This is a genomic window from Aeromonas sp. FL131 (genome assembly GCF_049860615.1).
Lineage (GTDB): Bacteria > Pseudomonadota > Gammaproteobacteria > Enterobacterales > Aeromonadaceae > Aeromonas > Aeromonas hydrophila.
On sequence record NZ_CP187595.1, the window covers coordinates 3,784,385 to 3,807,074 of the forward strand.

Sequence of the window (22,690 nt, forward strand, 5' to 3'; positions counted from 1 at the left end):
GGCCGGCATCAGGAGGGGGTCGCCCCGCTGGCCGGGGCGGGCGGCACTGCATGGAGGTTGAGCCAGCGCCGGCGCAGCGCCTCCAGCGAGCCATCCTGACGCATCTGGTCGAGGGCCCGCTGCAGGGCCTGCACCTTGGCCGGCTCCGTCGCCAGGTTGAGGGCGAAGTAGTACTGCTCGCCGTCGTCATAGACGAAGAGCGGGGTGAGCGCCTCGAGGCCGTGGCCCAGCTGGTGCATGTGAAAGGCGGCCCCCAGATCCAGCGCCGTCACCAGATCCACCCGGCCGCGCAGCAGCATGCGAAACTTGTCCTCCTCGCTGTTGACGCTGACCGGCGCCAGCCCCTGGCGGATCAGCTGCTGGGCCGAGGCCGAATTGCGCACCACGGCGATCCGGTAGTGGCTCGCCTCCTGCAGGCTGCGGGGCTGGATGTCGGTGCGCGAGCTCAGCCGCCACACCCTGATGGTGCGCGGCCCGACCGGCCCCACCCACTGGAACTGCTGCTCCCGCTCCGGGGTGCGCGCCACCGAGAAGAGGATGCTGCCCGCCTGATAGCGGGCATTCTGATAGGCCCGTGCCCAGGGCTGCAGCTGGATGTCACCGCGCAGCGTCAGGCCGCTGCGCGCCAGCAGGGCATGCAGCAGATCCACCGAGAAACCGCTCACCGGCTGACCGGCCAGCCGATAGTTGTAAGGGGGCATCTGCTCGGTCAGCGCCTGCAGTGCCCGGGCCGGCTGCGCCAGCCCTCCCGTCAGCAGCAGCGTGGCCAGAAGCCACCGCCACCGCGCTGTTGTTCCCACCCTCGACTCCTTCCCATGAAAACAGACCCCTGCCGCGGCAGGGGTCTGACATAACGCATGTTCACCGGCTTGCGCCTCAGTGGCTGGTCACCGTCTCCTGATAGTGGTCGCGGATCCAGCGCTCGAAGTCGGCCAGCATGGCCGCTTCGGAACCGCTATTGTCGGCGATAAGCTGGTCGCCGTGAACCACCCGGATGCGGGCATTGAGCGGCTCACCCTCGCCAACTGGAGGACGCTGGCGGGCCGCCGCCATGCAGGCTTCTGCCTGCTGCCACGCCTCGGCCACGCTCTGGTTGCAGGCCCGGGCCAGCGGCCCCGCACTGAAGCCCTTGCCGGTCAGGCTTTGCAGCGTCTCGTCATGGGTCATGCCGTTGCCCGGCCCCCAGTAGTGGGCGGCCAGATCCGGCCCGATGCGCGGGTTGTCGGTGAGGTAGCCGTCGCGTTTGAGGAAGTAGGCGCGGGTCTGCTCCACCGCCATCAGCGCCAGCAGGTAGCCGTGATAGGCGCAGGCCGACTCCTGGTTGAGCAGGTGCGGGATCGCCAGCAGCGGGCGCGGGCTCTCCACCCCCAGGATCTGGCGCTCCCAGCGGCGGGCCAGTGCCAGCACGGCGGCCGGGGTACGCTCGGCCTCGTCCATGGCGTAGAGATCCCGCTCGAAGTAGGCCACCAGCGCAATCTGGCGCTCGTTGAAGGCGCGAAACGGCTGGCGCGCCTCGATCATCGCCTTGATCAGCGCATCGGGGATCGGCTCCCCCGCCGCGTTTCTGGCGTAGCGCTTGAGCCAGTCCGCGTCGTCCAGCAGGCTGTCGCAGAACATCGACTGGGTCTCGGCGTAGGCCATGGAGGTGGGAGGGAACTCCTGGGAGAAGCAGGGGGCGTTGCCGGTGACATTGGCAAAGTGTGCCGCGTGGCCACCCTCGTGGAACAGGGTATTGAGTCCGCTCCAGCCGCTGCCCACCTGGGCCGGGTTGGCCAGGCTGGTGAAGTTGACCACCGCCGGCACCCACTCCCCCTCCTGCCAGAAGCTCGGCACCGGGCCGTGGCAGAAGCCGTTCTCGTATTTTCCCTCCCTGGTCAGCAGATCCAGGGTGAGGGTGGCGCCGCGGTACTGGATGCCGAGCCGGCGAAAGCTCTCGACCCAGTCCTGCAGCGCCCGCGAGAAGGGCACGTAAGGGTCGAGCTGGCGGGTCACGTCACCACTCACGCTGTAGCGCAGGTTGTGAGGCAGCAGGGCCACCTCCCCCTTGGCCGCTTTCAGCTCCGCCAGGCTCTGGTGCAGCCGCTGCTCGGTGCCGGCGATGAAGTCGTCGAGAATGGCGAACAGCTGCGCCGGGCTCATCTGCTCGTTCTTGTGCACCTTGTAGTCGAAGTAGTCGCGATAACCCATGGCGCGGGCGAAGCGGTTGCGCAGCGCGACGATGGCCAGATAGCCGTTGTCGACCACCCACTGCTCCAGGGTGTGGAACATGGCGAGCGCGCTGTGGCGCACCGCCTCGTCGCTGCTGGCGGCCAGCGCCGTGCTGGCGGCGGGCAGGCTGCCGGCCACCTGCCGGCCCTGCTCGTCCAGCAAGGTCAGCTTCAGCTCCCGGCGACGGGCAAACAGCGCCGCCTCGGCGGCCACCAGCTCGTCCATCAGGGCCGCAGCCTGAGGATCCTCGATGACGTTGCACTCGAAGAAGGCGATCCAGCCCCCCAGACCGCGCTTGAGCTCGGTCTCCTCGGCCTGGGCCTGCATCTGCCGCAGTACCGGCAGGCGCGCCGGATCGGCGCAGAACGCCTTGTAGGCCTGCTCGGCGGCGGTGAAGCCGGCCTGATCGTCGCTGGTGCCCATGTAGGTGGACCAGAACAGATCCTCCTTGCGCCTGTGTACCTGCAGGTAGTCGGCGTTGAGCTGGTTGAGATAATTCCTGGCAATGGAACTCATAACTTCCCTCTTGTTATGGGGCGGCCGCGAGGGCGCCCACTCCTTTTTGGTGAAATGCCAACTCATTCACATTTTCTGCAAATTGAGCAGACAAATAGTGCGCCGGGATGCGCGCCATCACGCTATCAAAAGCGAGGGTTTCTGTCTGCTGGCTATACTGATTGTCAAATTGCTCAATTGGCGTTTTATGGGCCCAAGCCATTGAAAGTTAATTAAATGTTAATAACAAAATAATCAGGGCCAGCCAACGGACTGGCCACCACCAGACCCGCACGGGAAAGTTAAGGAAGAGACTATGTTCAAGCTCGGTGATATTGCCGTGAGCCGCAAACTGATGCTGTTGCTCTCACTGGCGCTGATCGGTTTCATCGCACTGCTGCTCATCTCGGTCAGTGCCCTGCATCGCAATCTGATGAGTGAACGGGAAGCCAGGTTGCAGGCCGTGCTGGATCTCGCCATGAGCCGGATCCATACGCTGGCGGCCACCCTGCCTGCCCCCCAGGCCCAGGCCGAAGCCAAGGCCATGCTCAACAGCATGCGCTTTGACGGCGACAACTACCTGTTCGTGCTGGACGAGAACCGCCGGATGGTGGTGCACCCCGTCAGACCCGAGCTGGTCGGCCAGCAGATGGGTGAGAGCGGCACCGCCACCGCCGGCGTCCACTGGCAGCAGATGGTGGATCTCGGCAAGGGGGGCCACAGCGGCCGGCTGGAATACAAGTGGATCTCCCCCTCCGGCGAGGCGGCCCAGAAGATGTCGCTGGTGGCCGGTTATCAGCCCTGGGGCTGGATCCTCGGCTCCGGCGTGCTGCTGCAGGACATCCAGGCCACCATCTGGTCCCAGTATCAGCTGATGGGGGGCGCCACCTTGCTGGTGACCCTGCTGATGGGACTGCTGGGCTTTGCCATCAGCCGCTCCATCGTCAATCCGCTGGCTGAGATCAACCGGGCCATGCAGCAGGTGGCCGCCGGCGATCTGGTGGTGAGCATCCCGGTACACGGCAAGGATGAGCTGGGGGCCGTCGCCAGTTGCACCAACCAGGGGCTCGACGCCATTCGCCGCGCCCTGCTGGAGGCGAGCCAGGGGGCCCGCAACGTGGCGGATGCCGCCCTGCGCATCGCCGCCTCCGCCGAGCAGACCAACCAGGCGGTCAACAGCCAGCGGGATCAGCTGGCCCAGCTCGCCACCGCCATGAACGAGATGAGTGCCACCATCTCCGACGTGGCGGGCCACGCCGAGAACACCGCCCGCGATACCCAGGACGCCACCAGCGAAGCCGGCCTCGGCAACCGTGACGTGCACGCCAGCGTACACGGCATCCAGGCGCTGGCCACCGAGGTGGAGCAAGCCACCCTGCAGGTCAACCAGCTCAAGGAGGGGGTGATGCAGATAAGCGAGGTGACGGCGGTCATCAGCGCCATCTCGGAGCAGACCAACCTGCTGGCCCTCAACGCCGCCATCGAGGCAGCCCGCGCCGGCGAGCAGGGCCGCGGGTTTGCCGTGGTGGCCGACGAGGTGCGTCAGCTGGCCAGTCGCACCCGCCAGTCCACCGAGGAGATCCAGAGCACCATCGGCCAGCTGCAACAGCGGGCGGTGACCGCCGCCAGCGCCATGGACGCCAGCCGCAAGCTGGCAGAGAGCAGCGTCAGCCAGTCGGAGAAGGCGGGCCAGGATCTCTCCCTCATCGTCAACCATATCCAGCACGTCAGCGACATGGCGACCCAGATAGCGACCGCCGCGGAGCAGCAGAGCATGGTGGCGGAGGACATGAACCGCAACGTCAGCGGCATCAACGACTCGGCGCTGGAGATGTCACAGTCCGCCTCCCAGCTGGCCCAGGAGAGCGAACTGCTGGCCGGACTTTCCCGCAGCCTGGACGAGCGGCTGGCGGTATTCAAACTCGACAGCGCCATCGACCAGCAGCTGGAGCAGCGGCTCGCCCCTCTGCACCGGCAGGTGAGCCCGGCCGAACGCCCCCGCGCTCGCCACTGATCCGTCCTGCCCTGTCGCAGCGCACGCCCCCGTCAGCCCGGCTGACGGGGGCGTTCTTCATTGATGAAAAATGTGGATTTTTTGCATCTTGTCGACCTGTTCGACGACATTGATGCGGCGGCGTTCAGTTAACCGTCATTTAAAAACAAACAGTTAAGTGTTTGCTCTACTCCGATGAGGTCAAGCTGTAAAGATTTACACTTAATTATTTAATCAAAAATAGCCATGATGGGTTGTCGCCAAACGCGACACCATGACCCTTTATGTAGTCATTTGGCAAACTGGTTGAAAGGCCAGGACGCAAAGCCTCCGGTCTAAAGACATGTCGTCCAGGATAGCGGGGTTGCCACATCGTGCTTCGGGGAACTCCCCCTGCCAACTTGACTGCCCACATCTGTCGAACAGAGGAATGTATGGCAGCAAAAATCCAATTCAATCATGTCGCTGCAACCCTGGCCCTGCTGGTCAGTGGCAGCGTGCTCGCCCACGGCTATATCAGCCAGCCGGAATCGCGCAACTACCTGTGCAAGACCGGCGGCAACAGCCAGTGCGGCGCGGTGCAATGGGAGCCCCAGAGCGTGGAAGGCCCCTCCGGCTTCCCGCAGGCCGGCCCGCCCGATGGCCAGATCGCCTCGGCCGGCAGTGCCAGCTGGCGCGAACTGAACGCCCAGACCAGCGACCGCTGGACCCGCCGCGAGGTGCAGGCCGGCCCCTTCGCCATCAGCTGGACCTTCACCGCCAACCACGTCACCCGCAACTGGCGCTACTACCTCACCAAGCAGGACTGGAACCCGAACCAGCCGCTGACCCGCGCCGCCTTCGAGCTCACCCCCTTCTGCGTGGTGGACGGCAACATGACCCAGCCGCCCAAGCAGGTCACCCACCAGTGCAACCTGCCCCAGCGCACCGGCTATCAGGTGATCCTGGGGGTGTGGGAAGTGGGGGACACCAGCAACAGTTTCTATAACGTGATCGATGCCAACTTCAAGGGCGGCACCCAGCCGCCGCTGGCCTGGAGCCAGGGCGGCACCATCTATCCTTCCACCGAGCTGGCGGTCGGCGACAAGGCCAGAACCCTGGTGTTCGACGCCAACGGCGTGCGCCCCGATCTGCAGACCGAGCTGACCATCGCCAGCCCGGAGCAAGGGCAGAAGAGCAACTGGACCCACGCCCTGGCGACCAAGATCAATGCAGAGCAGAGCCTGATCCGCGCCGGCCAGCAGAGCGGCGAAGGCCAGTTCAACCCCGTCTACGGCCAGAACCCGGTCTACTTCAAGGCGGGCAGCGCACTGGAGCGGGTCGAGATCCAGCTCGAGCAACAGCAGCCGCCAGTGAGCAACGGCGTCAGCGTGAGCGGCCTGGAGAGCGACTACCTGCTCGACGAGGGCAAGCTCACCCTCAACTTTACCGTGGCCGCCGAGGGCGATCTGACCGTCACCAACACCCTGTATGATCACGGTGGGGCCGCCAAGGGGCAGACCAGCGCCGACATCAAGGACAGCACCCACAGCTTCACCATGCCGCTCACCGGGCTCAGCGCCGGTCACCACCAGCTGGTGATCGAGGGCAAACCCAAGGCCGGTGGCGATGCGGTGCAGCAGACCCTGGATCTGATGCTCAAGGATCCGGCCGCCGGCGGTGACTACCAGTTCACCTTCCCGGACGGGCTCAAGTCCTACACCGACGGTACCAAGGTGCTGCAGCCCAAGAACGGCAAGGTCTACCAGTGCAAGCCCTTCCCCTATCGCGGCTGGTGCAGCCAGTGGTCGGCCAGTGCCACCCAGTATGAACCCGGGGTCGGCACCAATTGGCAGGATGCCTGGATCCAGGTGAACTGAGCCGCAGGCCCAGCATGACGCCATCAACAAAACGGGGAGCCACTGGCTCCCCGTTTTTTCTGATGCACCACCTCAGATCTGGAAATCGATGGCCGCCTCGCTGCCCATGGCGCGGGCCTGAATGTCCGCCAGCGCCAGCTCCGGGTTGCAGAGCTGGATGAACTGCCAGGCGAAGTTGTGCTGGAACTGCCCCTGCTTGAGACCGATCCAGGCGGTGTGGGGCGCAAACAGCCGGCTGCCGTCCAGCTGCACCAGCCCCTTGTCGCGCTGGGTGTCAAACGCCATGTCAGCCAGTATGCCCACCCCCATCTCCAGCTCGACATAGGTCTTGATGACGTCGGAGTCCTGCGCGGTCAGCAGGATCTGCGGGGCGATGCCGGCCTCGGCAAACGCCTCGTCCACCCGCGCCCGCCCGGTCAGGCCGGCCTGATAGGTGATGATGGGCCAGTGGGCCAGCGCCGCCAGGGTCAGCTCCCGCTCGGCGGTGAGCGGATGCTGCTCCGGCACCACTATGTTGTGGTGCCAGCGGTAGTAGGGAAACGCCACCACCCCTTCGCTCTTGTCGAGCTGCTCGCTGCTGATACCGATGTCCACCTCGCCGGTCTGCACCAGCCGCACTATCTCCTCCGGGCTGCCCTGGCGCAGCTCCAGCTGCACCAGCGGGAACTGCTCGCGAAACGCCTTCACCACCCGCGGCAAGGCATAACGGGCCTGGGTATGGGTGGTCGCCACCAGCAGCCGGCCCGACTCGCGGTTGGCGAAGGTGCTGGCCAGCTTGCGGATGTTGTTGGCGTCGTTGAGGATGCGCTCGGCGATCACCAGCAGCTCCTTGCCCGGCTCGGTCATGCCGAGCAGCCGCTTGCCGTAGCGGATGAACAACTCGATCCCCAGCTCCTCTTCCAGCTCGCGGATATGGCGGCTGACCCCGGACTGGGAGGTAAACAGGGCATTGGCCACCTCGGTCAGGTTGTAATCCCGCCGTGCCGCCTCCCGGATAATTCGCAACTGCTGAAAATTCACGTCATCGCCTCCTGCGCTGACCGGCCGGTCGGGGCCTTCCCCGCCGCCTTGTTGTTATCTTGTCTGGCCGCCCGAGCCTGAACTCTGAGCGCCATACTGACCCTGTTGTATCCCTGGCGGGCAGACCCCGCCATGGTCACGCTGCTTGCCTGCACGGCCCGCCAAGGGCCTGCCACTCAAATCTGGTAATCCGGGTAGAGCTGGGCCTGTTTGGCCACCAGCCGCACCCCCTGGCCCGGGCTGAAGGCGCGGGCTGCCTCCTTGCTCAGCTCGGCTTCGAAGTGTGCACCGTTTGTATCCCCATTGCCACGCAGTTCCACCCGGATGCGCGGCCCCATGGGCAGCAGGCGAGTGATGGTGGCGCTGATGCCGCCCGGTGCATCCGCCGGCAGTATCTCCAGCTCGTGGGGACGCACATAGGCGACGGCGGCGCTGCCTTCCGCCAGCTGGGAGCTGATGGGCCCGCCCAGCAGCTGCTCGCCGATGCCGAGCCCCTGCCCGGCCACCCGGCCGCGAAACAGGTTCACGCTGCCGAGGAAGCTGTGCACGAAGGAGCTGGCGGGCTGGTCGTAGACCTCGGCCGGGGTGCCGATTTGCTCGACCTTGCCGGCGTTCATCAGCACCACCCGGTCCGCCACCTCCAGCGCCTCCTCCTGATCGTGGGTGACGAACAGGCTGGTGACGTGCAGCTCGTCGTGCAACTCCCGCAGCCAGCGGCGCAGCTCCTTGCGCACCTGGGCGTCGAGGGCGCCGAAGGGCTCGTCCAGCAGCAGCACCTTGGGCTGCACCGCCAGCGCGCGGGCCAGCGCGACCCGCTGACGCTGGCCGCCGGAGAGCTGGGTCGGGTAGCGCGCGGCCACGTGGCTGAGCTGCACCAGATCCAGCAGCTCCTTGACCCGGGCGCGGATCGCCGCCTCGGCCGGTCGCTCGCTGCGCGGCTTGACCCTAAGGCCAAACGCCACGTTCTCAAACACCGTCATGTGACGAAACAGGGCGTAGTGCTGGAACACGAAGCCGACATTGCGCTCGCGCACGTGCAGATCCGAGGCATCCTCGCCGCGGATGATGACGCTGCCGCTGTCGGCCTGCTCCAGCCCGGCGATGATCCTCAGCAACGTGGTCTTGCCGCAGCCGGAGGGGCCGAGCAGCGCCACCAGCTCACCGTCGTGAAAGTCGAGGTTGATGTCGGCCAGCGCCGCGTACTGGTTGAAATGCTTGTTGAGTCCTTGTACCTGAATGCTCATGGCAGCCTCTTGAATTCGGTGATCAGTGAGAGTGAGTGGGCTGGGCACGCAGCCGGGCCAGCAGGGTTTCCCCCAGCAGGGTGAAGATCCCGAACAGGGCCAACAGGCTGGCTACCGCGAAGGCGGCGCCGGTCTGGTACTCGTTGTAGAGGATCTCGATGTGCAGCGGCAGGGTGTTGGTCTGGCCGCGAATGTGGCCGGAGACCACCGACACGGCGCCGAACTCCCCCACCGCCCGGGCGGTACAGAGCAGCAGGCCGTACATCAGGCTCCAGCGGATGCCGGGCAGAGTGACCCGCCAGAACATCTGCAGACCGCTCGCCCCCAGCATGATGGCCGCCTCTTCCTCTTCCGGGCCGCGCGCCTCCATCTGGGGCAGCAGCTCGCGCACCACGAAGGGCACCGTGATGAAGGTGGTGGCCAGGATGATACCGGGGGTGGCGAAGATCACCTTGATGTCGTGCTCGCTCAGCCATTCGCCGAACCAGCCACGGCTGCCGAACATCAGCACGAACATCAGCCCCGCGATCACCGGCGACACCGAGAACGGCAGATCGATGATGGTGATGAGCAGCTGCCGGCCCGGGAAACGGAAACGGGCGATGGCCCAGGCGGCGGCGACCCCGAACAGCAGGTTGAGGGGCACCGAGCAGAGGGTCACCAGGGCGGTGAGGCCGAGGGCGCTGAGGGCCTCCGGCTCGCTGATGGCGTGCCAGAAAAAGGCCAAGCCAGGGCTCAGCGCCTGGATGAAGACGGTGGCCAGCGGCAGCAGCAGCAGGGCGGCAAACCAGCCGAGGCCGACCGTGATCAGTAGCCACTTGACCCAGACCGGCTCGCGGATGACGGGAGGTTGGCGCACCGAGGTGGTCGGCGCCGCCTCGCCCGTGGCCAGCGCCAGGCTTGCGTTGGATGCGTTCATATCCGGCTCCCTCCGATACGGGCCCAGCTCCAGGCCTGCAACTTGTTGATAAGCAGTAACAAAATGAAAGAGATCAGCAGCATGACCACGGCGATGGCCGAGGCGCCGGCGTAGTCGTACTCCTCCAGGTGGCTCATGATCATCAGCGGCGCAATCTCCGACACCATCGGCAGGTTGCCGGCGATGAAGATGACGGAGCCGTACTCCCCCACCGCCCGCGCGAAGGCCAGGGCAAAGCCGGTCAGCAGGGCAGGCACCAGGGTCGGCCACAGCACCCGGATGAAGGTCTGCCAGCGATCGGCACCTAGGCTGGCGGCGGCCTCCTCCTGCTCGGTCTCGGCTTCCCGCAGCACCGGCTGCAGGGTGCGCACCACGAACGGCAGCCCGATGAAGGTGAGCGCAATCACCACACCGATGGGGTTGTAGGCGAGCTCGATGCCAAACGGGGCAACCCACTGCCCGATCCAGCCATTGGGGGCGAAGATGGCGCACAGGGCGATGCCGGAGACGGCGGTGGGCATGGCGAACGGCAGGTCGATCAGGGCATCCACCAGTCGGCGGCCGGGGAAGGTGTAGCGCACCAGCACCCAGGCCAGGATCAGGCCGAACAGGGCGTTGAGCAGCGCCGCCACCAGGGCGGCCCCGAAGCTCAGACGAAAGGAGGCGAGCACCCGCGGCGAACCGATCACCTGCCAGAACTCGGCCAGGGTCAGATTGTTCACCGCGAACAGCACCAGCGCCGAGAGCGGCAGCAGCACCAGCACGCCCAGATAGAGCAAGCTGAAGCCGAGGGTCGGGCCGAAGCCCGGCAGCACGGAGTAAGAACCAAATCGCATAACGCATCCGTTTGTTATGAAAAACATTAGATACAGCGATTCTGCGCATTCCTGTTTGGGGCAACAAACACCAATAACGCCTTTGCTAAGCACTTTTTTGTCTAACAGCGGCGGACAAGGCTTTTAGAGCCATAAAATGAAAAAAAGGTCTTTTATATAAATAAAAGACCTAAAAATGGAGCGTCGTGCAATGTACCAAGCTATCCAAATCAGACTGTCGTGGTGTCGGGTGCCTGCCCTCCTTCTCTATTCCAAACCTCTGTGATCAACGCTCGCCGCTCAGCGAAAACTCAAGGCTGCCCGCCGCTCCCACACCGCCGGCGTCGGCTCCACCACCATCTCGGCCCGCCGATAGAGGGTGCCGAGCAGGTTGAGCCCCTGATTCCACTCACCGTGGCCGGACTGGGCATTGATGTGGCCCACCTCGCCGGCATCGAACAGCGGCACCTGCCACTGGCGGCTCCAGTACTCAGCCCGCTCAAAGCTCATCCAGGGATCGTTGCGGCTGACCACCAGCTGGGCCGACACCTTGAGCGACCCTGCCAGCAGCTCGTCTGGCAAGCCGAAGCGGGCCGGATCTGCCGGGGCCACGATGAACAGCGAGGCCACCTTGTCGGGCTGCTGGCGCGCCGCCGTGATGGCCGCCAGCGCCCCGAAGGAGTGGGCCACCAGGTGAGCCCGGCCGCGCCGGCTGCGCAGCTTGCTCGCCAGCTTGGCGCTCCAGACCGTGAGGTCCGGCCGATCCCACGGCAACCCCACCATCCGCTGCCAGTGGGGGAAGTATTGGTGCCAGCGGCTCTGCCAGTGATCCGGCCCACTGTTGTGCAGACCGGGAACCAGGAGGATCTTGTTCATCTTGGTGCTCCTATCAGCTGGCACAGGGGCCAGATAAGTTGGCGATAACCGGCCGCTTAGCGACCCGGCTGGTAGATCTGGTCAAACAGGGCGCCCTGGGCGAAGTGCTTCTTCTGCGCCTTGTCCCAATCCCCTTCCAGATCCTTGACGGTGAACAGCGCCAGTTGCGGGAACTGGGCCGCAGTCTCCTTCAGGATCGCCGGGTTGCTGGGGCGGTAGTGATATTTGGCGATGATGCGCTGCCCCTCGTCGGAGTAGAGATAATCGAGGTAAGCCTTGGCGACCGCTTCCGTGCCGTGCTTCTTGGCTACCTTGTCCACCACCGCCACCGGCGGCTCGGCCAGGATGGAGACCGACGGCACCACCAGCTCGAACTTGTCGCTATTGCCGGGCTGACCCAGCACCAGCAGGGCTTCGTTCTCCCAGGCCAGCAACACGTCGCCGAGGCCGCGCTCGATGAAGCTGGTGGTGGCACCGCGGGCGCCGGAGTCCAGCACCTTCACGTTCTTGTAGAGATCACCGACGAACTGCTTGGCCCCCTCCTCGCTGCCGCTCTTCTTCAGGGCATAGCCCCAAGCAGCCAGGTAGTTCCAGCGCGCCCCGCCGGAGGTTTTGGGGTTGGGGGTGACAATGGCCACGTCCTTGCGTACCAGGTCATCCCAGTCCTTGATCTGCTTGGGATTGTCCTTTCTCACCAGGAACACGATGGTGGAGGTGTAGGGCGCCGCATTGTTGGCCAGCCGGCTCTGCCAGTCGGCGGCAATCAGCCCCTGCTTGGCCACGGCATTGACGTCATAGGCCAGCGCCAGCGACACCACGTCCGCCTCCAGCCCGTCCACCACGGCGCGCGCCTGCTTGCCGGAGCCGCCATGGGACTGGCTGACTACCACGTCGTCGCCGGTCTTCGCCTTCCACTCCTTGGCGAAGGCGCCGTTGTACTCCTGGAACAGTTCGCGGGTCGGATCGTAGGAGACGTTGAGCAAACGGATCTCGGCGGCATTGGCCTGACCGAGGGCCAGCAGGGAGAGCAGGGTCAGGGCGGTCATTCGCAGTTTCATGGGGATACTCCATATCTCGTTGGGTTGAATGCAGCATGCCGTGGGCTTGTTATGCCGAGAACCAAGAAATAACGCTTTGCTTATCTCATTTGCTCATATCAGGAGGCCGCAGGCGCCATTCGCGCACTCTGTGAGCCAGGCCGCGCTGGCCCGGTGCCGGCTGTGCCATCATGGAAACAAGGCAGGCAGATGACGAAAAGGAAGTCGTTATGTGGATCAATGCAGAACCCGTCAATGGCGCCCTGGTGTCGCTGGCCATCGGCCTCATCATCGGTCTGGAGCGGGGCTGGCAGGTGCGCCAGCTGGGGGACAACCAGCGCATCGCCGGGATGCGCACCTATGGCCTCATCGGCCTGCTCGGCGGGGTCTGCGCCCTGCTGCTGCCCACCCTCGGCCCCTGGCTGCCGCTGCTCGGTCTGCTGGCGGTGGTGACGGGCTGCGGCCTCTCGGTCTGGCTGGCCCAGCGCTGGCAGGGGGAGTTCGGCCTCACCAGTTCGGTGGCCATGCTGCTCACCTATCTGCTGGGGCTGATGTCGGTGCTGCTGAGCCCGAGCGAGGCGGTGGCCTGCGCCGTGCTGGCGGCCCTGCTGATGGGGCTCAAGGGCAAGATCCAGCAGGGGATGCTGTTTCTCAGCGAAACCGAATTTCACGCCACCCTGCGCTTTCTGCTCATCTCGCTGGTGCTGCTACCGGTGCTGCCCAACGAGGAGATGGGACCGCTCGATGCCTTCAACCCCTTCAAGATCTGGCTGATGGTGGTGGTGATCGCCGGCATCTCGTTCTGCGGCCACTTCGCGGTGCGCCTGCTCGGCACCCGCGCCGGGCTGGTGCTCACCAGCATACTGGCGGGGCTCGCCTCCTCCACCGCCCTCACCCTGCAGTTTGCCCGCCTCAACAAGGAGCAGGGGGGGCTGGAGCGGCTGCTGGCCACCGGCATCCTGCTGGCGGGGGCCACCATGTGGCTGCGGCTGCTGGTGCTGGTACTGCTCATTCACAGCGAGCTGGCGATGCGTCTGGCGGCGCCCCTGCTGCTGCTGGCGGCCACCGTCTACGGCTTCGCCTTCTGGTTCTGGCGCCAGCGCGAGGAGCTGACCGACGGCCCGGTGCAGCCCCAGACCAGCAACCCGCTCGATCTGGCCACCGCCATCAAGTTCGGCCTGCTGCTGGCACTGATCGGCTTCATGGCCACCCTGCTGCAGAGCAAGGTAGGCAACTCAGGGGTCTACCTGCTGTCGCTGGTCTCCGGCATCACCGACGTGGACGCCATCACCTTGTCGCTCTCCCAGCTCTCCCACAAGGAGCTGGCGCTGGAGGTGGCGGCCCGCGGCATCCTGCTGGCCGGGCTGGTCAACTCGCTGGTGAAGGGGCTGCTGGCCCTGGGGATCGGTGGCCGCCGGCTGGGGCTGCGGGTGCTGCTGCCCTACTTCGTCTCGGCCCTGCTGATCCTGCCGCTGATCTGGCCCGGCGCCTGAGGTTGCAGCAAGTGACAGCCTGACGCCACCAAAGTGCTCGCGTATACTGGCTCCTCTTGGCACATGAGAGGAGCTGTAGCATGGCAAGCGATTGGGACAAGGTACTGGCGGGCGGCGCCCTGGACAGCCAGAGCGAGGAGATAGCGAACGACCGGATCCGCGGTCAGGCGCTGCTGGCACAACTCAACGCCTCTCCGGCCGGTGACGAAGCCCTGCGCCAGCGCCTGTGCGGCGAGCTGTTCGGCCACTGCCCCGACTCCTGCTGGATCAGCACTCCCTTCACCTGCGAATTCGGCCGCAACATCCACATCGGCGAGAAGACCTTCTTCAACTTCAACATCACCATTCTCGACGTGGGCGAGGTGCATATAGGCAGCCATGTGCTGCTGGCCCCCAACGTGCAGATCTACACCGCCACCCACACCATGGACTATCTGGAGCGACGCAACTGGACCGCCTACAACAAGCCGGTGCGGATCGGCGATGACTGCTGGATTGGCGGCGGCGCCATCATCTGCCCCGGCGTCACCATAGGGCCGCGCTCCATCATAGGTGCCGGCGCAGTGGTCACCCGCGACATCCCGGCCGACTCGGTGGCGGTGGGCAACCCGGCGCGCGTGATCCGCAGCCTGAGCCCGGACGCCCCCCGTGGCTGGGAGCTGGCCCTGTGATCTGGCTCGCCCTGCTTCCCCTGCTGTGGACCGCCTGGCTCGGCCTGGCCGACGCCAACTGGTGGCCGCTCGCCATCGTCACCACCATGAGCCTGCTGACGGTGCTGGCCTACGCCCACGACAAGCGCCAGGCCATTCGCGGTGGCTGGCGCATCCCCGAATCCCGGCTCCACCTGCTGGAGCTGTTCGGTGGCTGGCCAGGCGCCCTGGTGGCCCGCCACTGGTTGCGTCACAAGACCCAGAAGGGGAGCTACCGCAGGGTGTTCTGGTTCATCGTGCTGCTGCACCTCACCCTGTGGGGACTCTGGCTCGGCCGTCCGCTCTGGCAGACGATCTGACGTGGGTCGCAATGCTCGATTGTCGGCCATTGCAGCCGGCAATCGGGTATGAGACAACAGAAGGCAAGCAGGCTGTTTTCTCGTTTGTTCATCGGCAAGGAGTCACTCATGACCATGTGGACCGGTATCGTGCTGATCGTCTTCATCAGCGCACTGTTCGGCTTTCTCAGCAAGCGGGCCCGCTACCAGCTGGGGGATATTCGTATCACCGACCGCCTAGGCAAACAGGATGTGCTCATCAACCAGCTGCAGGAGCGCATCGCCAATCTGGAGGCCATCGTCATCGAGGAGGAGAAGCGCCGCCCGTTCAAGGAGCTCTGATCCGGCAAGCCGGGCGGCAAACCGGCCAGCCCCCGGGCTGCAAGGGTTTGCCGCCGCCCCCTCCCGCACTCACCCGCCTCCTGCCAGGCAAAAACTAAATTCACAGCAGGATCAGTCCCCTGCCATTTTCAGGCTGAATTTTCGCCAAACTGGCCCATTCCCTGCTCCGTCATGACATCAGTCGTACGGAGAGTGACATCATGATCGCCATCAGCACCCTGCTTCCCCTCGCCTCCCTTGCCCTCAAGCTCGGCAGCAAGCTGCTCGGCGATGGTACGCCACAAGCCAAGGCCGAGACCCCCGTGCAGGAAGAGCGGCTCGCCCCCACGGTGCAGAGCCTGTTCCAGCGGCTCGGCATCAAGGATGCCAACAGCGAGCAGAACCGCCCCGCCATCAACCATTTCATGGGGGCGCTGATGCAGACCCTGGGTCAGGAGTTCTCAGGCCAGTCGCTGCCCCAGGCCATCGACGCCGCCCGCACCCAGCTGGCCGACGGCACCCAGAGCACCCGCCTCGACGCACTGCAGAGCGAGCTCGACACCCTCAAGGGCTCCCTTGGCAACAGCGACCTCAACCTCGATCAGCTGCTCTACGCCTTCAAGCAAACCCTGCCCAACGGCAAGGGGGAAGGGGTCGGCAAGCTGCTCAATGCCAGCGCGTGAGCGGGAGTGGAACCATGAAAAACGGCAACCTGGAGGTTGCCGTTTTTGTCGGGCCGGATCTCATGCTGCCACGCTAGGGTAGTGAGCAAGGTGGACTCAGCATTGCCTCAGCCAGCGCGGTCTGCCCGCGATCCTGCAAGGTATTGGCCGCTCCCAGGCGATCCGCCGCCTCCTTGTTCTGACCCAGTTTGAACTTGCCGACCAGCCCGGTTATCTCGATTTCGATTCCCACCACAGCAGCCACTTTGGCCTCGAGATAGTCTCGCGGCGCATCCGCCATCTTCCAAGGAATGGACTCTCCTGCCTCGTGGGTACGGGTCAGGGTCGCGAGCAAGCGACGCACGAAGCGGGCATCGTCCCTCACCCGGATACGGCCATGGGCGTGCACCACGGCATAGTTCCAGGTCGGCACCTGCTGGTGATGCTCATGCTTACCCGGATACCAGCTGGGGGAGATGTAGCCGTCGGCGGCCCTGAAGATCACCAATACCTCGTCACCGTCTTTCACATCCTGCCAGAGCGGGTTGTTGCGAGCAACGTGGGCACGCAGGACGCCATGGGCCCCTTCCCCTGAATCCAGCTCGAATGGCAGATGGTTGGCATCCAGTCCTCCTTCACCATGGGTGATCAGGGCCCCCAGCGGATAGGCCCGGATCAGCTGGTGCAGGGTCTCGGAGTCGGTAACGGCGAAATGGGGTGGTTGATACATAAGGGCTCCTTGAGCGAGGCATTGACGTCCATGCAGCAGCCCATTCTTGCGCAATCGGTAGTGGCAGGCGATGGCATAGACATAAAAAAGAGGGCCTGAGCCCTCTTCGTTTCATTCGGCTTGGCAATCAGCCGCGCTTGGCCAGCCAAGCTTCGGCGGCAGTCAGGGCTGCCTCAACCTGCTCACGGGCGACGCCGCCTTTGGCAACCCGCTTGGCGAGGGTCGCTTCCAGCTCCAGATTGGGGTAGACGTCGAACTCGATCACCGGGCTGAAGCGCTGGAACTCGCCGATGGTCAGCTCCTCCAGCGGCTTCTTCACCTGGATCGCGTAGACCACGGTCTCGCCGACGATATGGTGCGCCTCACGGAACGGAATTCCCTTGGCCACCAGATAGTCCGCCAGCTCAGTGGCATTGGCGTAGCCGCCCTGGGCCGCCGCCATGGTGCGTTCGCCATTGACCTTCAGATCGATCAGCACCAGCGCCGCCATGTCGAGGCAGTCGTGCCAGGTGTCGAGGGCATCGAACAGCCCCTCTTTGTCTTCCTGCATGTCCTTGTTGTAGGCCAGCGGCAGCGCCTTCAGGCTCATCAGCATGCCCATCTGGGCGCCGACCACCCGACCGGTCTTGCCGCGGATCAGCTCCAGCGCATCCGGGTTCTTCTTCTGCGGCATCAGCGACGAACCTGAGGTGACCGCATCGGACAGCTCGACAAAGCCCGCCTCGCCAGTGTTGTAGAAGATAAGATCTTCGGCAAAGCGCGACAGGTGGGTCATGGAGAGGGATGCCACGTGCATCAGCTCCACCACGTGATCCCGGTCGGAGACCGAATCCAGGCTGTTGCGGGTGGCGCCGGCAAAGCCCATGTCGAGCGCCAGGGCTTCGCGGTCGATGGCGTAGGCGGTGCCCGCCAGTGCGCCACAGCCGAGCGGGCTGGTGTCGAGGCGCTTGAGGGCATCCTGCAGGCGGGAGTAGTCCCGCTCCAGCATCTCCACATAGGCCAGCGCCCAGTGGGCGTAGGTGACCGGTTGGGCCCGCTGCAGGTGGGTGTAACCCGGCAGCACAGCGGCCTGATTGGCGCGAGCGGAGGCGACCAGCCCTTGTTGCAGGGCGGTGATGGAGCCAAGCAGCAGCTCGCCCTGGGCCTTGCACCAGAGTTTCAGGTCGGTGGCGACCTGATCGTTGCGCGAGCGGCCGGTGTGCAGCTTTTTGCCAAGGTCGCCGACGGCGGCGATGAGCTGGCTCTCGACCCAGGAGTGGATATCTTCGGCGTCCGAGCTGAGGATCTGCTGGGGATCCTGCTGCACCGAGGCGAGCAGCACTTCCATCGCCTGCTGTAACTTGGCCTGTTCACCCTCGGTCAACACGCCCACCTTGACCAGCGCTTTGGCCCAGGCCATGGAGCCCTGAATATCCTGCTCTGCCAGCCGGTAATCGAACCGCAGCGAATCGTTGAACTGCTTGAACCGGCTATCGGCTCCCTGACGGAAGCGTCCACCCCAAAGTGCCATACTGCTCTCCTTGAATGCGTTGTCGGCGGCGCTTTGTGCCTGCCGTACTGGCGCAGCCCCTTGGCCTGCGCGCAAAAATCTTGCCCTGTATTTTTCTGCATAACAGTGCGGTAGTGAGCGACGCTGTTGCCGTTAAACACGTCACATCCAGCAACTACGAACCGGTCCCCTCTCCCTCTGGGAGAGGGCTAGGGTGAGGGGAATGGCCAATGACCTCCCCCTCATCCCCAACCCTTCTCCCGCAAGGGGAGAAGGGGGCAAAGCACACCAAATAATTCGAAAACCTCCCCTGTTATCTCACAGAAGCGGCCGGGGCGCTGCCGCTCTTGTCACACCGCCGATGATGGCTCAGGAGCCATGCCCTCAACCTACAGAAGAGGGGGCCATGCCCCCTCAACGGAATCAACGGGTTATCGCGCTTGCTTAGCCGTGGGTGTGATCGCCACCGATGGCCTGGTGCTGCTCCTTCATGGCGCGGATCCGGCTGGCCAGGGTGTAGAGACGGATGAAGCCTTCGGCATGGCTCTGGTCGTACACTTCGTCGGCGCCGAAAGTGGCGAAGTCTTCGGAGTAGAGGCTGTTCGGCGACTTCTTCTGCACCGCGGTGACCTGACCCTTGTACATCTTCAGCACCACTTCACCGTCGAGATCTTCGGCAATGGCATTGGCGGAGGCGACGATGGCCTTGCACAGCGGGGTGAACCAGCGACCGTCATAGACCAGGTGGGAGAACTCGGCCCCCAGCTTTTCCCGCCAGGCGCGGGTCGGGCGATCCAGTACCAGCTCTTCCACTGCGCGCAGCGCGGCGACCATCACGGTACCACCCGGGGTCTCGTAGCAGCCGCGGGACTTCATGCCCACCATCCGGTTTTCGGTGATGTCGATGCGGCCTACGCCGTGCTTGCCGGCACGCTCGTTCAGGGTCATCAGGATCTGGTGCGGGCTGAGCGGCTGGTCGTCAACGGCCACCACTTCACCCTGGGCCACGGTCAGCTTGACGTACTCCGGCTGATCCGGTGCCTGCTCGGCGGGCACGGTCCACTGCCAGACCGCTTCGGACGGCTCGTTCCAGGTGCTCTCCAGCTCGCCACCCTCGGTGGAGATGTGCCAGGCGTTGGCATCGCGGCTGTAGATCTTCTTCAGGGTCGCCTTGCAGGGGATGTTGCGGGTCTCCAGGTAGGCCAGCAGATCCTCCCGGGAGCGCATGTCCCACAGACGCCAGGGGGCGATCACTTTCAGCTGGGGCGCCAGCGCGGCGACCGCACCTTCGAAACGCACCTGATCGTTGCCCTTGCCGGTGCAACCGTGGGAGATGGCATCGGCCCCTTCCGCCAGCGCGGCCTCGACCATGGCCTTGGCGATCACCGGACGGGCCATGGAGGTCCCCAGCAGATAGGTGCCCTCATAGACGGCGCCGGTCTTCAGGGTCGGGTAGACGTACTCTTTGACGAACTCTTCCCGCAGATCCTTGACGATGCACTTGGTGGCACCGGAGGCGATGGCTTTTTGCTCGATCCCTTCCAGATCGTCACGCTCCTGACCGACGTCGGCGACGAAGGCGATGATCTCCGCATCATAGTTTTCCTTCAGCCAGGGAATGATGGCCGAGGTATCCAGTCCGCCCGAGTAAGCCAGTACGATCTTGTTGATTCCGCTCATTTACTTCTCTCCATGATGATTCGATAAAAGGGTGTTATTTGGGGTCGGTTGCCGTTATTTGTGCCCAAGCAGGGTCAGCAGTACGGCGTTCTGGATATGCATCCGGTTTTCTGCCTCGTCCATGATGAGGGAGCCAGGCCCGTCCATGACCTGAGAGGTGATCTCCAGCTCCCGGTGCGCCGGCTGGCAGTGCAGCACATGCTGGATTCCGGTACGGTCGAGCAGGGCCTGGTTGATCTGATAAGGCATAAAGATATCTTTTACCTGCTCCATTGGCGTGTTGTCACCCATGGAGACCCAGGTATCCGTGTAGGCCACGTCAAACCCTTCGATGGCCGCCACGTCGTCGCTGATGTGGATGGTCGCACCGGACTGGGCTGCCAGCGCCTGGGCCTGCAGGAAGATCTGGGTATCCGGGCCGTGGCCTTTCGGGCAGACCAGGGTCACGTCGGTACCCAGGGTCGCTCCCAGCAGCAGCAGAGAGTGGCTGACGTTGTTGCCATCACCGAGGTAGGCCAGCTTCACCTTCGACAGGTCGTCATAGTGCTCGGCAATGGTCATAAAGTCCGCCAGCCCCTGACAGGGGTGGTAGAGGTTGCACAGGCTGTTCACCACCGGCACTGTGCCGTGCTCCGCCAGCTCGACCAGGGTCTGGTGATCGAACACCCGGGCGACGATGGCATCACACCAGCGCGACAGGTTGGCGGCGAAATCCTTCACCGATTCCCGCTTGCCCAGCGCGCCGTTCTGCTGATCCAGATAGACGCTGTGGCCGCCCAGTTTGGCGATGCCAATGTCGAAGGTGACCCGGGTGCGCAGGGAGGGCTTCTCGAACAGAGTCACCACGCTCTTGCCGGCCAGCGCCTGGCCGTACTTCTTTGGGTCGGCCTTGACCGCTTTGCCCAGGGCGATCAGCGCTTCAATCTGGGCTTTGTTCAGATCACTGTCTTTCAGAAGATGTTGCATCGGATGTTCCTTGTTCCGGTGGAGATCAGAGGGGGACCCCAGTGCCGACGGCACTCGTGACGATAGTACCGACGGCGCCGCCAGCCAGCAGCTTGAGCAGCTGATCCGGGTAGCGCCAGCTGGCGACACAGACCGGTTTGCCCAGGGTCTCGGCGGCATGCAGGGCGGCTTTCACCTTGACCGCCATGCCGTCGCTGATCACCCCCTTCTCCATCAGATCCAGCGCGGTCACCTTGTCGAGCTGGGGCACCAGCTTGCCCTTGCCATCCAGGATGCCGCTCACGTCGGAGAGCATCACCAAATCGGCGCCCAGCGCCTCGGCAATGGCGGTGGCCGCCTGATCCGCGTTGACGTTCATCAGCTGCCCCTGGGCCGTGATGCCGATGGAGCTCACCACCGGCAGGAAGCCCTGAGCGAGGATCCCCGCCACCAGCGCCGGGTTGCCCGGCTGGCAGTCACCCACGGCGCCGAGCGCCGGGTCGAGCTGGGTCACCTGGCACAGACCGCCGTCCGCCAGGCAGAGCCCCACCGCCGGGATGTCGGTGGCGATGGCCTTGGCCATCATCATCTTGTTGGCGGTACCGGCCAGCGCGCCGGCGATGAAGGGGATCTGCTCGAACGGGGTCACCCGCAGACCGTTCTTCTTGGTGGAGGTGAGACCCAGCCCCTTGAGCAGGTCATCCACCAGGCAGCCGCCGCCGTGCACCAGCACCAGGGGTCTGTGCTGCTCGTCCAGAAAGGTCTTGAGGGTGGCGAACAGGGCGGTCAGCGCCTCGTCGTTTTCGATCAGTGCGCCACCCAACTTGATTACCAGAGTCTGCTTGTCCATCGTTGCGATCCTTCCTTGAGTCCTTAAATCAGGCCGGTGGCCGGTTCAAATCCAAATTTGATATTTATGCACTGCATGGCCTGGGAGGCGGCGCCCTTGAGCAGGTTGTCGATGGCGGAGACCACCACCAGCATGTTGCCCTGCTGTTGCCAGGCGAGGTCGCAGTACGGGGTGCCCGCAACACCACGGATGGAGGGCATCTGGCCGGTGAGGCGCACCAGCGGCTTGCCCTCGTAGGCCTTGAGGTAGGCCTGATCCACCTGGGTCTGTGTCACGCCGTCCGCCAGTTGCACATAGATGGTGGCCAGAATGCCGCGCACATAGTTGCCAAGGTGAGGCTGGAACAGCACCTCCTTGCCGAGGTGGTGGCTGATCTCCGGCTGATGTCTGTGATTGAAGGTGCCGTAGGGGTTGAGGCTCACCTCGCAGAAGCTGGTGTTGATGGCCGCTTTGCGACCTGCCCCGGAGACCCCGGAGACGGCGTTGATGATGGGCTGCCACCCCTTGGCAATCAGTCCGGCTTGCTGCAACGGCTTGAGGGCGCAAAGGGAGGCGGTCGGGTAGCAACCAGGCACGGCAATCAGCTGGGCCGCCTTGACCGCTTCGGCATTCCACTCCGCCAGGCCGTAGGCGGCCTGATCCAGCCACTGTTCGCTCTCGTGGGTAAAGCCGTAGAAGCTGTCGTAAAAGTTCTGATCCTTGACCCGGAAGGCGCCGGAGAGATCGAACACCGGCAGCCCCTTGGCCAGGAACTTGGGTGCAAGCTCGGCGCTCACCTCGTGGGCGGTGGCCAGCAGCACCAGATCGGCCTGGGTCAGGATCCGGGTCATGCCATCTTCGTCCAGCGGCAGCAGCGGCTGATCCAGCGCGCCGACCCACTGGGGATGCAGAGAAGAGAAACGCTTGTGGGCGTCTTGGCTGCCGGCGGAAACATAGAGGCCGAACAACTTGAGTTGTGGATGGTTCTGGACCAGGGCGGCCAGCTCGGCTCCCGCGTAGCCACTGGCACCGACGATAACGGTGTTAAGCATGTTGAGTATTCCAAGTCAGAGTTCGAGATTCACAG

At 64.5% G+C, this 22,690-nt stretch carries 21 protein-coding genes and 1 riboswitch; of the genes, 7 read left to right on the forward strand and 14 right to left on the reverse strand.

Going from position 1 to position 22,690, the window contains the following annotated elements:
* Window positions 1-8: 8 nt before the first annotated feature.
* Both ACPW75_RS17505 and ACPW75_RS17510 read right to left on the reverse strand, forming a co-directional pair.
* Complete coding sequence (locus ACPW75_RS17505) at window positions 9-800, reverse strand: substrate-binding periplasmic protein (protein ID WP_077096393.1); 792 nt, start codon at window positions 798-800, stop codon at window positions 9-11.
* Between the two features lie 76 nt (window positions 801-876).
* Entirely contained in the window at window positions 877-2,724 is a 1,848-nt protein-coding gene (locus ACPW75_RS17510) for a M3 family metallopeptidase (RefSeq protein WP_190283848.1), read from the reverse strand.
* A 295-nt stretch (window positions 2,725-3,019) separates the two neighbouring features.
* Between ACPW75_RS17510 and ACPW75_RS17515 the strand changes: the two genes are divergently transcribed.
* Window positions 3,020-4,717, forward strand: coding sequence for a methyl-accepting chemotaxis protein (locus tag ACPW75_RS17515; RefSeq protein WP_077096396.1), 1,698 nt, complete (start codon window positions 3,020-3,022; stop codon window positions 4,715-4,717).
* A gap of 265 nt (window positions 4,718-4,982) precedes the next feature.
* Window positions 4,983-5,068: riboswitch (cyclic di-GMP riboswitch) on the forward strand.
* A 62-nt stretch (window positions 5,069-5,130) separates the two neighbouring features.
* A complete protein-coding gene (gene gbpA / locus ACPW75_RS17520; protein ID WP_179101430.1) occupies window positions 5,131-6,555 on the forward strand; it encodes an N-acetylglucosamine-binding protein GbpA in 1,425 nt (474 codons plus the stop codon).
* Between the two features lie 72 nt (window positions 6,556-6,627).
* On the opposite strand, the gene cbl is transcribed toward gbpA, so the two are convergent.
* From cbl to ACPW75_RS17550, 6 genes are all read right to left on the reverse strand, one after another.
* The gene (cbl, locus tag ACPW75_RS17525; RefSeq protein WP_011704576.1) at window positions 6,628-7,575 is read right to left on the reverse strand and encodes an HTH-type transcriptional regulator Cbl; all 948 of its coding nucleotides are present in this window, start codon (window positions 7,573-7,575) and stop codon (window positions 6,628-6,630) included.
* A 176-nt stretch (window positions 7,576-7,751) separates the two neighbouring features.
* Entirely contained in the window at window positions 7,752-8,819 is a 1,068-nt protein-coding gene (locus ACPW75_RS17530; protein ID WP_011704575.1) for a sulfate/molybdate ABC transporter ATP-binding protein, read from the reverse strand.
* 22 nt (window positions 8,820-8,841) lie between these two features.
* Window positions 8,842-9,738, reverse strand: coding sequence for a sulfate ABC transporter permease subunit CysW (cysW, locus tag ACPW75_RS17535; RefSeq protein WP_077096398.1), 897 nt, complete (start codon window positions 9,736-9,738; stop codon window positions 8,842-8,844).
* Window positions 9,735-10,574 (reverse strand): sulfate ABC transporter permease subunit CysT, encoded by an 840-nt coding sequence (cysT, locus tag ACPW75_RS17540; RefSeq protein ID WP_005308571.1) that lies wholly within the window; start codon window positions 10,572-10,574, stop codon window positions 9,735-9,737. Before cysT ends, cysW begins: the two co-directional genes overlap by 4 nt.
* A 279-nt stretch (window positions 10,575-10,853) precedes the next feature.
* Complete coding sequence (locus ACPW75_RS17545) at window positions 10,854-11,429, reverse strand: RBBP9/YdeN family alpha/beta hydrolase (RefSeq protein ID WP_077096399.1); 576 nt, start codon at window positions 11,427-11,429, stop codon at window positions 10,854-10,856.
* Window positions 11,430-11,485: 56 nt separating this feature from the next.
* Window positions 11,486-12,487, reverse strand: coding sequence for a sulfate ABC transporter substrate-binding protein (locus ACPW75_RS17550; protein ID WP_077096400.1), 1,002 nt, complete (start codon window positions 12,485-12,487; stop codon window positions 11,486-11,488).
* Window positions 12,488-12,696: 209 nt separating this feature from the next.
* On the opposite strand from ACPW75_RS17550, the gene ACPW75_RS17555 reads away from it, so the two are divergent.
* The 5 genes from ACPW75_RS17555 (at window position 12,697) to ACPW75_RS17575 (ending at window position 15,951) form a co-directional block, all read left to right on the forward strand.
* Window positions 12,697-13,959, forward strand: a complete 1,263-nt coding sequence (locus ACPW75_RS17555) for an MgtC/SapB family protein (RefSeq protein ID WP_016349368.1) — start codon at window positions 12,697-12,699, stop codon at window positions 13,957-13,959.
* An 80-nt stretch (window positions 13,960-14,039) separates the two neighbouring features.
* Entirely contained in the window at window positions 14,040-14,630 is a 591-nt protein-coding gene (locus ACPW75_RS17560; RefSeq protein WP_016349367.1) for a sugar O-acetyltransferase, read from the forward strand.
* Complete coding sequence (locus tag ACPW75_RS17565) at window positions 14,627-14,968, forward strand: DUF1294 domain-containing protein (protein WP_011704568.1); 342 nt, start codon at window positions 14,627-14,629, stop codon at window positions 14,966-14,968. Before ACPW75_RS17560 ends, ACPW75_RS17565 begins: the two co-directional genes overlap by 4 nt.
* Before the next feature lie 108 nt (window positions 14,969-15,076).
* Window positions 15,077-15,289: a hypothetical protein gene (locus ACPW75_RS17570; protein ID WP_016349365.1), complete on the forward strand. Its 213-nt coding sequence runs from the start codon at window positions 15,077-15,079 to the stop codon at window positions 15,287-15,289.
* A gap of 200 nt (window positions 15,290-15,489) precedes the next feature.
* Window positions 15,490-15,951 (forward strand): hypothetical protein, encoded by a 462-nt coding sequence (locus ACPW75_RS17575; RefSeq protein WP_077096401.1) that lies wholly within the window; start codon window positions 15,490-15,492, stop codon window positions 15,949-15,951.
* A gap of 73 nt (window positions 15,952-16,024) precedes the next feature.
* On the opposite strand, the gene ACPW75_RS17580 is transcribed toward ACPW75_RS17575, so the two are convergent.
* From ACPW75_RS17580 to argC, 6 genes are all read right to left on the reverse strand, one after another.
* A complete protein-coding gene (locus tag ACPW75_RS17580) occupies window positions 16,025-16,660 on the reverse strand; it encodes an FMN-binding negative transcriptional regulator (RefSeq protein WP_077096402.1) in 636 nt (211 codons plus the stop codon).
* Window positions 16,661-16,787: 127 nt separating this feature from the next.
* Window positions 16,788-18,170, reverse strand: a complete 1,383-nt coding sequence (gene argH / locus ACPW75_RS17585) for an argininosuccinate lyase (protein WP_077096403.1) — start codon at window positions 18,168-18,170, stop codon at window positions 16,788-16,790.
* 423 nt (window positions 18,171-18,593) lie between these two features.
* Window positions 18,594-19,829 carry an argininosuccinate synthase gene (locus ACPW75_RS17590; RefSeq protein WP_016349361.1) on the reverse strand — a complete coding sequence of 412 codons (1,236 nt, stop codon included), beginning with the start codon at window positions 19,827-19,829 and terminating at the stop codon, window positions 18,594-18,596.
* Window positions 19,830-19,883: 54 nt separating this feature from the next.
* The gene (locus ACPW75_RS17595; protein ID WP_179101431.1) at window positions 19,884-20,795 is read right to left on the reverse strand and encodes an ornithine carbamoyltransferase; all 912 of its coding nucleotides are present in this window, start codon (window positions 20,793-20,795) and stop codon (window positions 19,884-19,886) included.
* 25 nt (window positions 20,796-20,820) lie between these two features.
* Window positions 20,821-21,624 carry an acetylglutamate kinase gene (gene argB / locus ACPW75_RS17600; protein ID WP_077096405.1) on the reverse strand — a complete coding sequence of 268 codons (804 nt, stop codon included), beginning with the start codon at window positions 21,622-21,624 and terminating at the stop codon, window positions 20,821-20,823.
* A 23-nt stretch (window positions 21,625-21,647) separates the two neighbouring features.
* Window positions 21,648-22,655, reverse strand: a complete 1,008-nt coding sequence (gene argC, locus ACPW75_RS17605) for an N-acetyl-gamma-glutamyl-phosphate reductase (protein WP_077096406.1) — start codon at window positions 22,653-22,655, stop codon at window positions 21,648-21,650.
* Between the last annotated feature and the right edge of the window lie 35 nt (window positions 22,656-22,690).

Coding starts and splice junctions, on each gene's coding strand:
- ACPW75_RS17590 (WP_016349361.1), bottom strand. CDS start 19,829: ATGAGCGGAATCAACAAGATCGTACTGGCTTACTCGGGCGGACTGGAT.
- ACPW75_RS17545 (WP_077096399.1), bottom strand. CDS start 11,429: ATGAACAAGATCCTCCTGGTTCCCGGTCTGCACAACAGTGGGCCGGAT.
- ACPW75_RS17560 (WP_016349367.1), top strand. CDS start 14,040: ATGGCAAGCGATTGGGACAAGGTACTGGCGGGCGGCGCCCTGGACAGC.
- ACPW75_RS17515 (WP_077096396.1), top strand. CDS start 3,020: ATGTTCAAGCTCGGTGATATTGCCGTGAGCCGCAAACTGATGCTGTTG.
- ACPW75_RS17575 (WP_077096401.1), top strand. CDS start 15,490: ATGATCGCCATCAGCACCCTGCTTCCCCTCGCCTCCCTTGCCCTCAAG.
- ACPW75_RS17530 (WP_011704575.1), bottom strand. CDS start 8,819: ATGAGCATTCAGGTACAAGGACTCAACAAGCATTTCAACCAGTACGCG.
- ACPW75_RS17510 (WP_190283848.1), bottom strand. CDS start 2,724: ATGAGTTCCATTGCCAGGAATTATCTCAACCAGCTCAACGCCGACTAC.
- ACPW75_RS17555 (WP_016349368.1), top strand. CDS start 12,697: ATGTGGATCAATGCAGAACCCGTCAATGGCGCCCTGGTGTCGCTGGCC.
- argB (WP_077096405.1), bottom strand. CDS start 21,624: ATGGACAAGCAGACTCTGGTAATCAAGTTGGGTGGCGCACTGATCGAA.
- ACPW75_RS17580 (WP_077096402.1), bottom strand. CDS start 16,660: ATGTATCAACCACCCCATTTCGCCGTTACCGACTCCGAGACCCTGCAC.
- argH (WP_077096403.1), bottom strand. CDS start 18,170: ATGGCACTTTGGGGTGGACGCTTCCGTCAGGGAGCCGATAGCCGGTTC.
- gbpA (WP_179101430.1), top strand. CDS start 5,131: ATGGCAGCAAAAATCCAATTCAATCATGTCGCTGCAACCCTGGCCCTG.
- cysW (WP_077096398.1), bottom strand. CDS start 9,738: ATGAACGCATCCAACGCAAGCCTGGCGCTGGCCACGGGCGAGGCGGCG.
- argC (WP_077096406.1), bottom strand. CDS start 22,655: ATGCTTAACACCGTTATCGTCGGTGCCAGTGGCTACGCGGGAGCCGAG.
- ACPW75_RS17570 (WP_016349365.1), top strand. CDS start 15,077: ATGACCATGTGGACCGGTATCGTGCTGATCGTCTTCATCAGCGCACTG.
- cysT (WP_005308571.1), bottom strand. CDS start 10,574: ATGCGATTTGGTTCTTACTCCGTGCTGCCGGGCTTCGGCCCGACCCTC.
- ACPW75_RS17550 (WP_077096400.1), bottom strand. CDS start 12,487: ATGAAACTGCGAATGACCGCCCTGACCCTGCTCTCCCTGCTGGCCCTC.
- ACPW75_RS17595 (WP_179101431.1), bottom strand. CDS start 20,795: ATGCAACATCTTCTGAAAGACAGTGATCTGAACAAAGCCCAGATTGAA.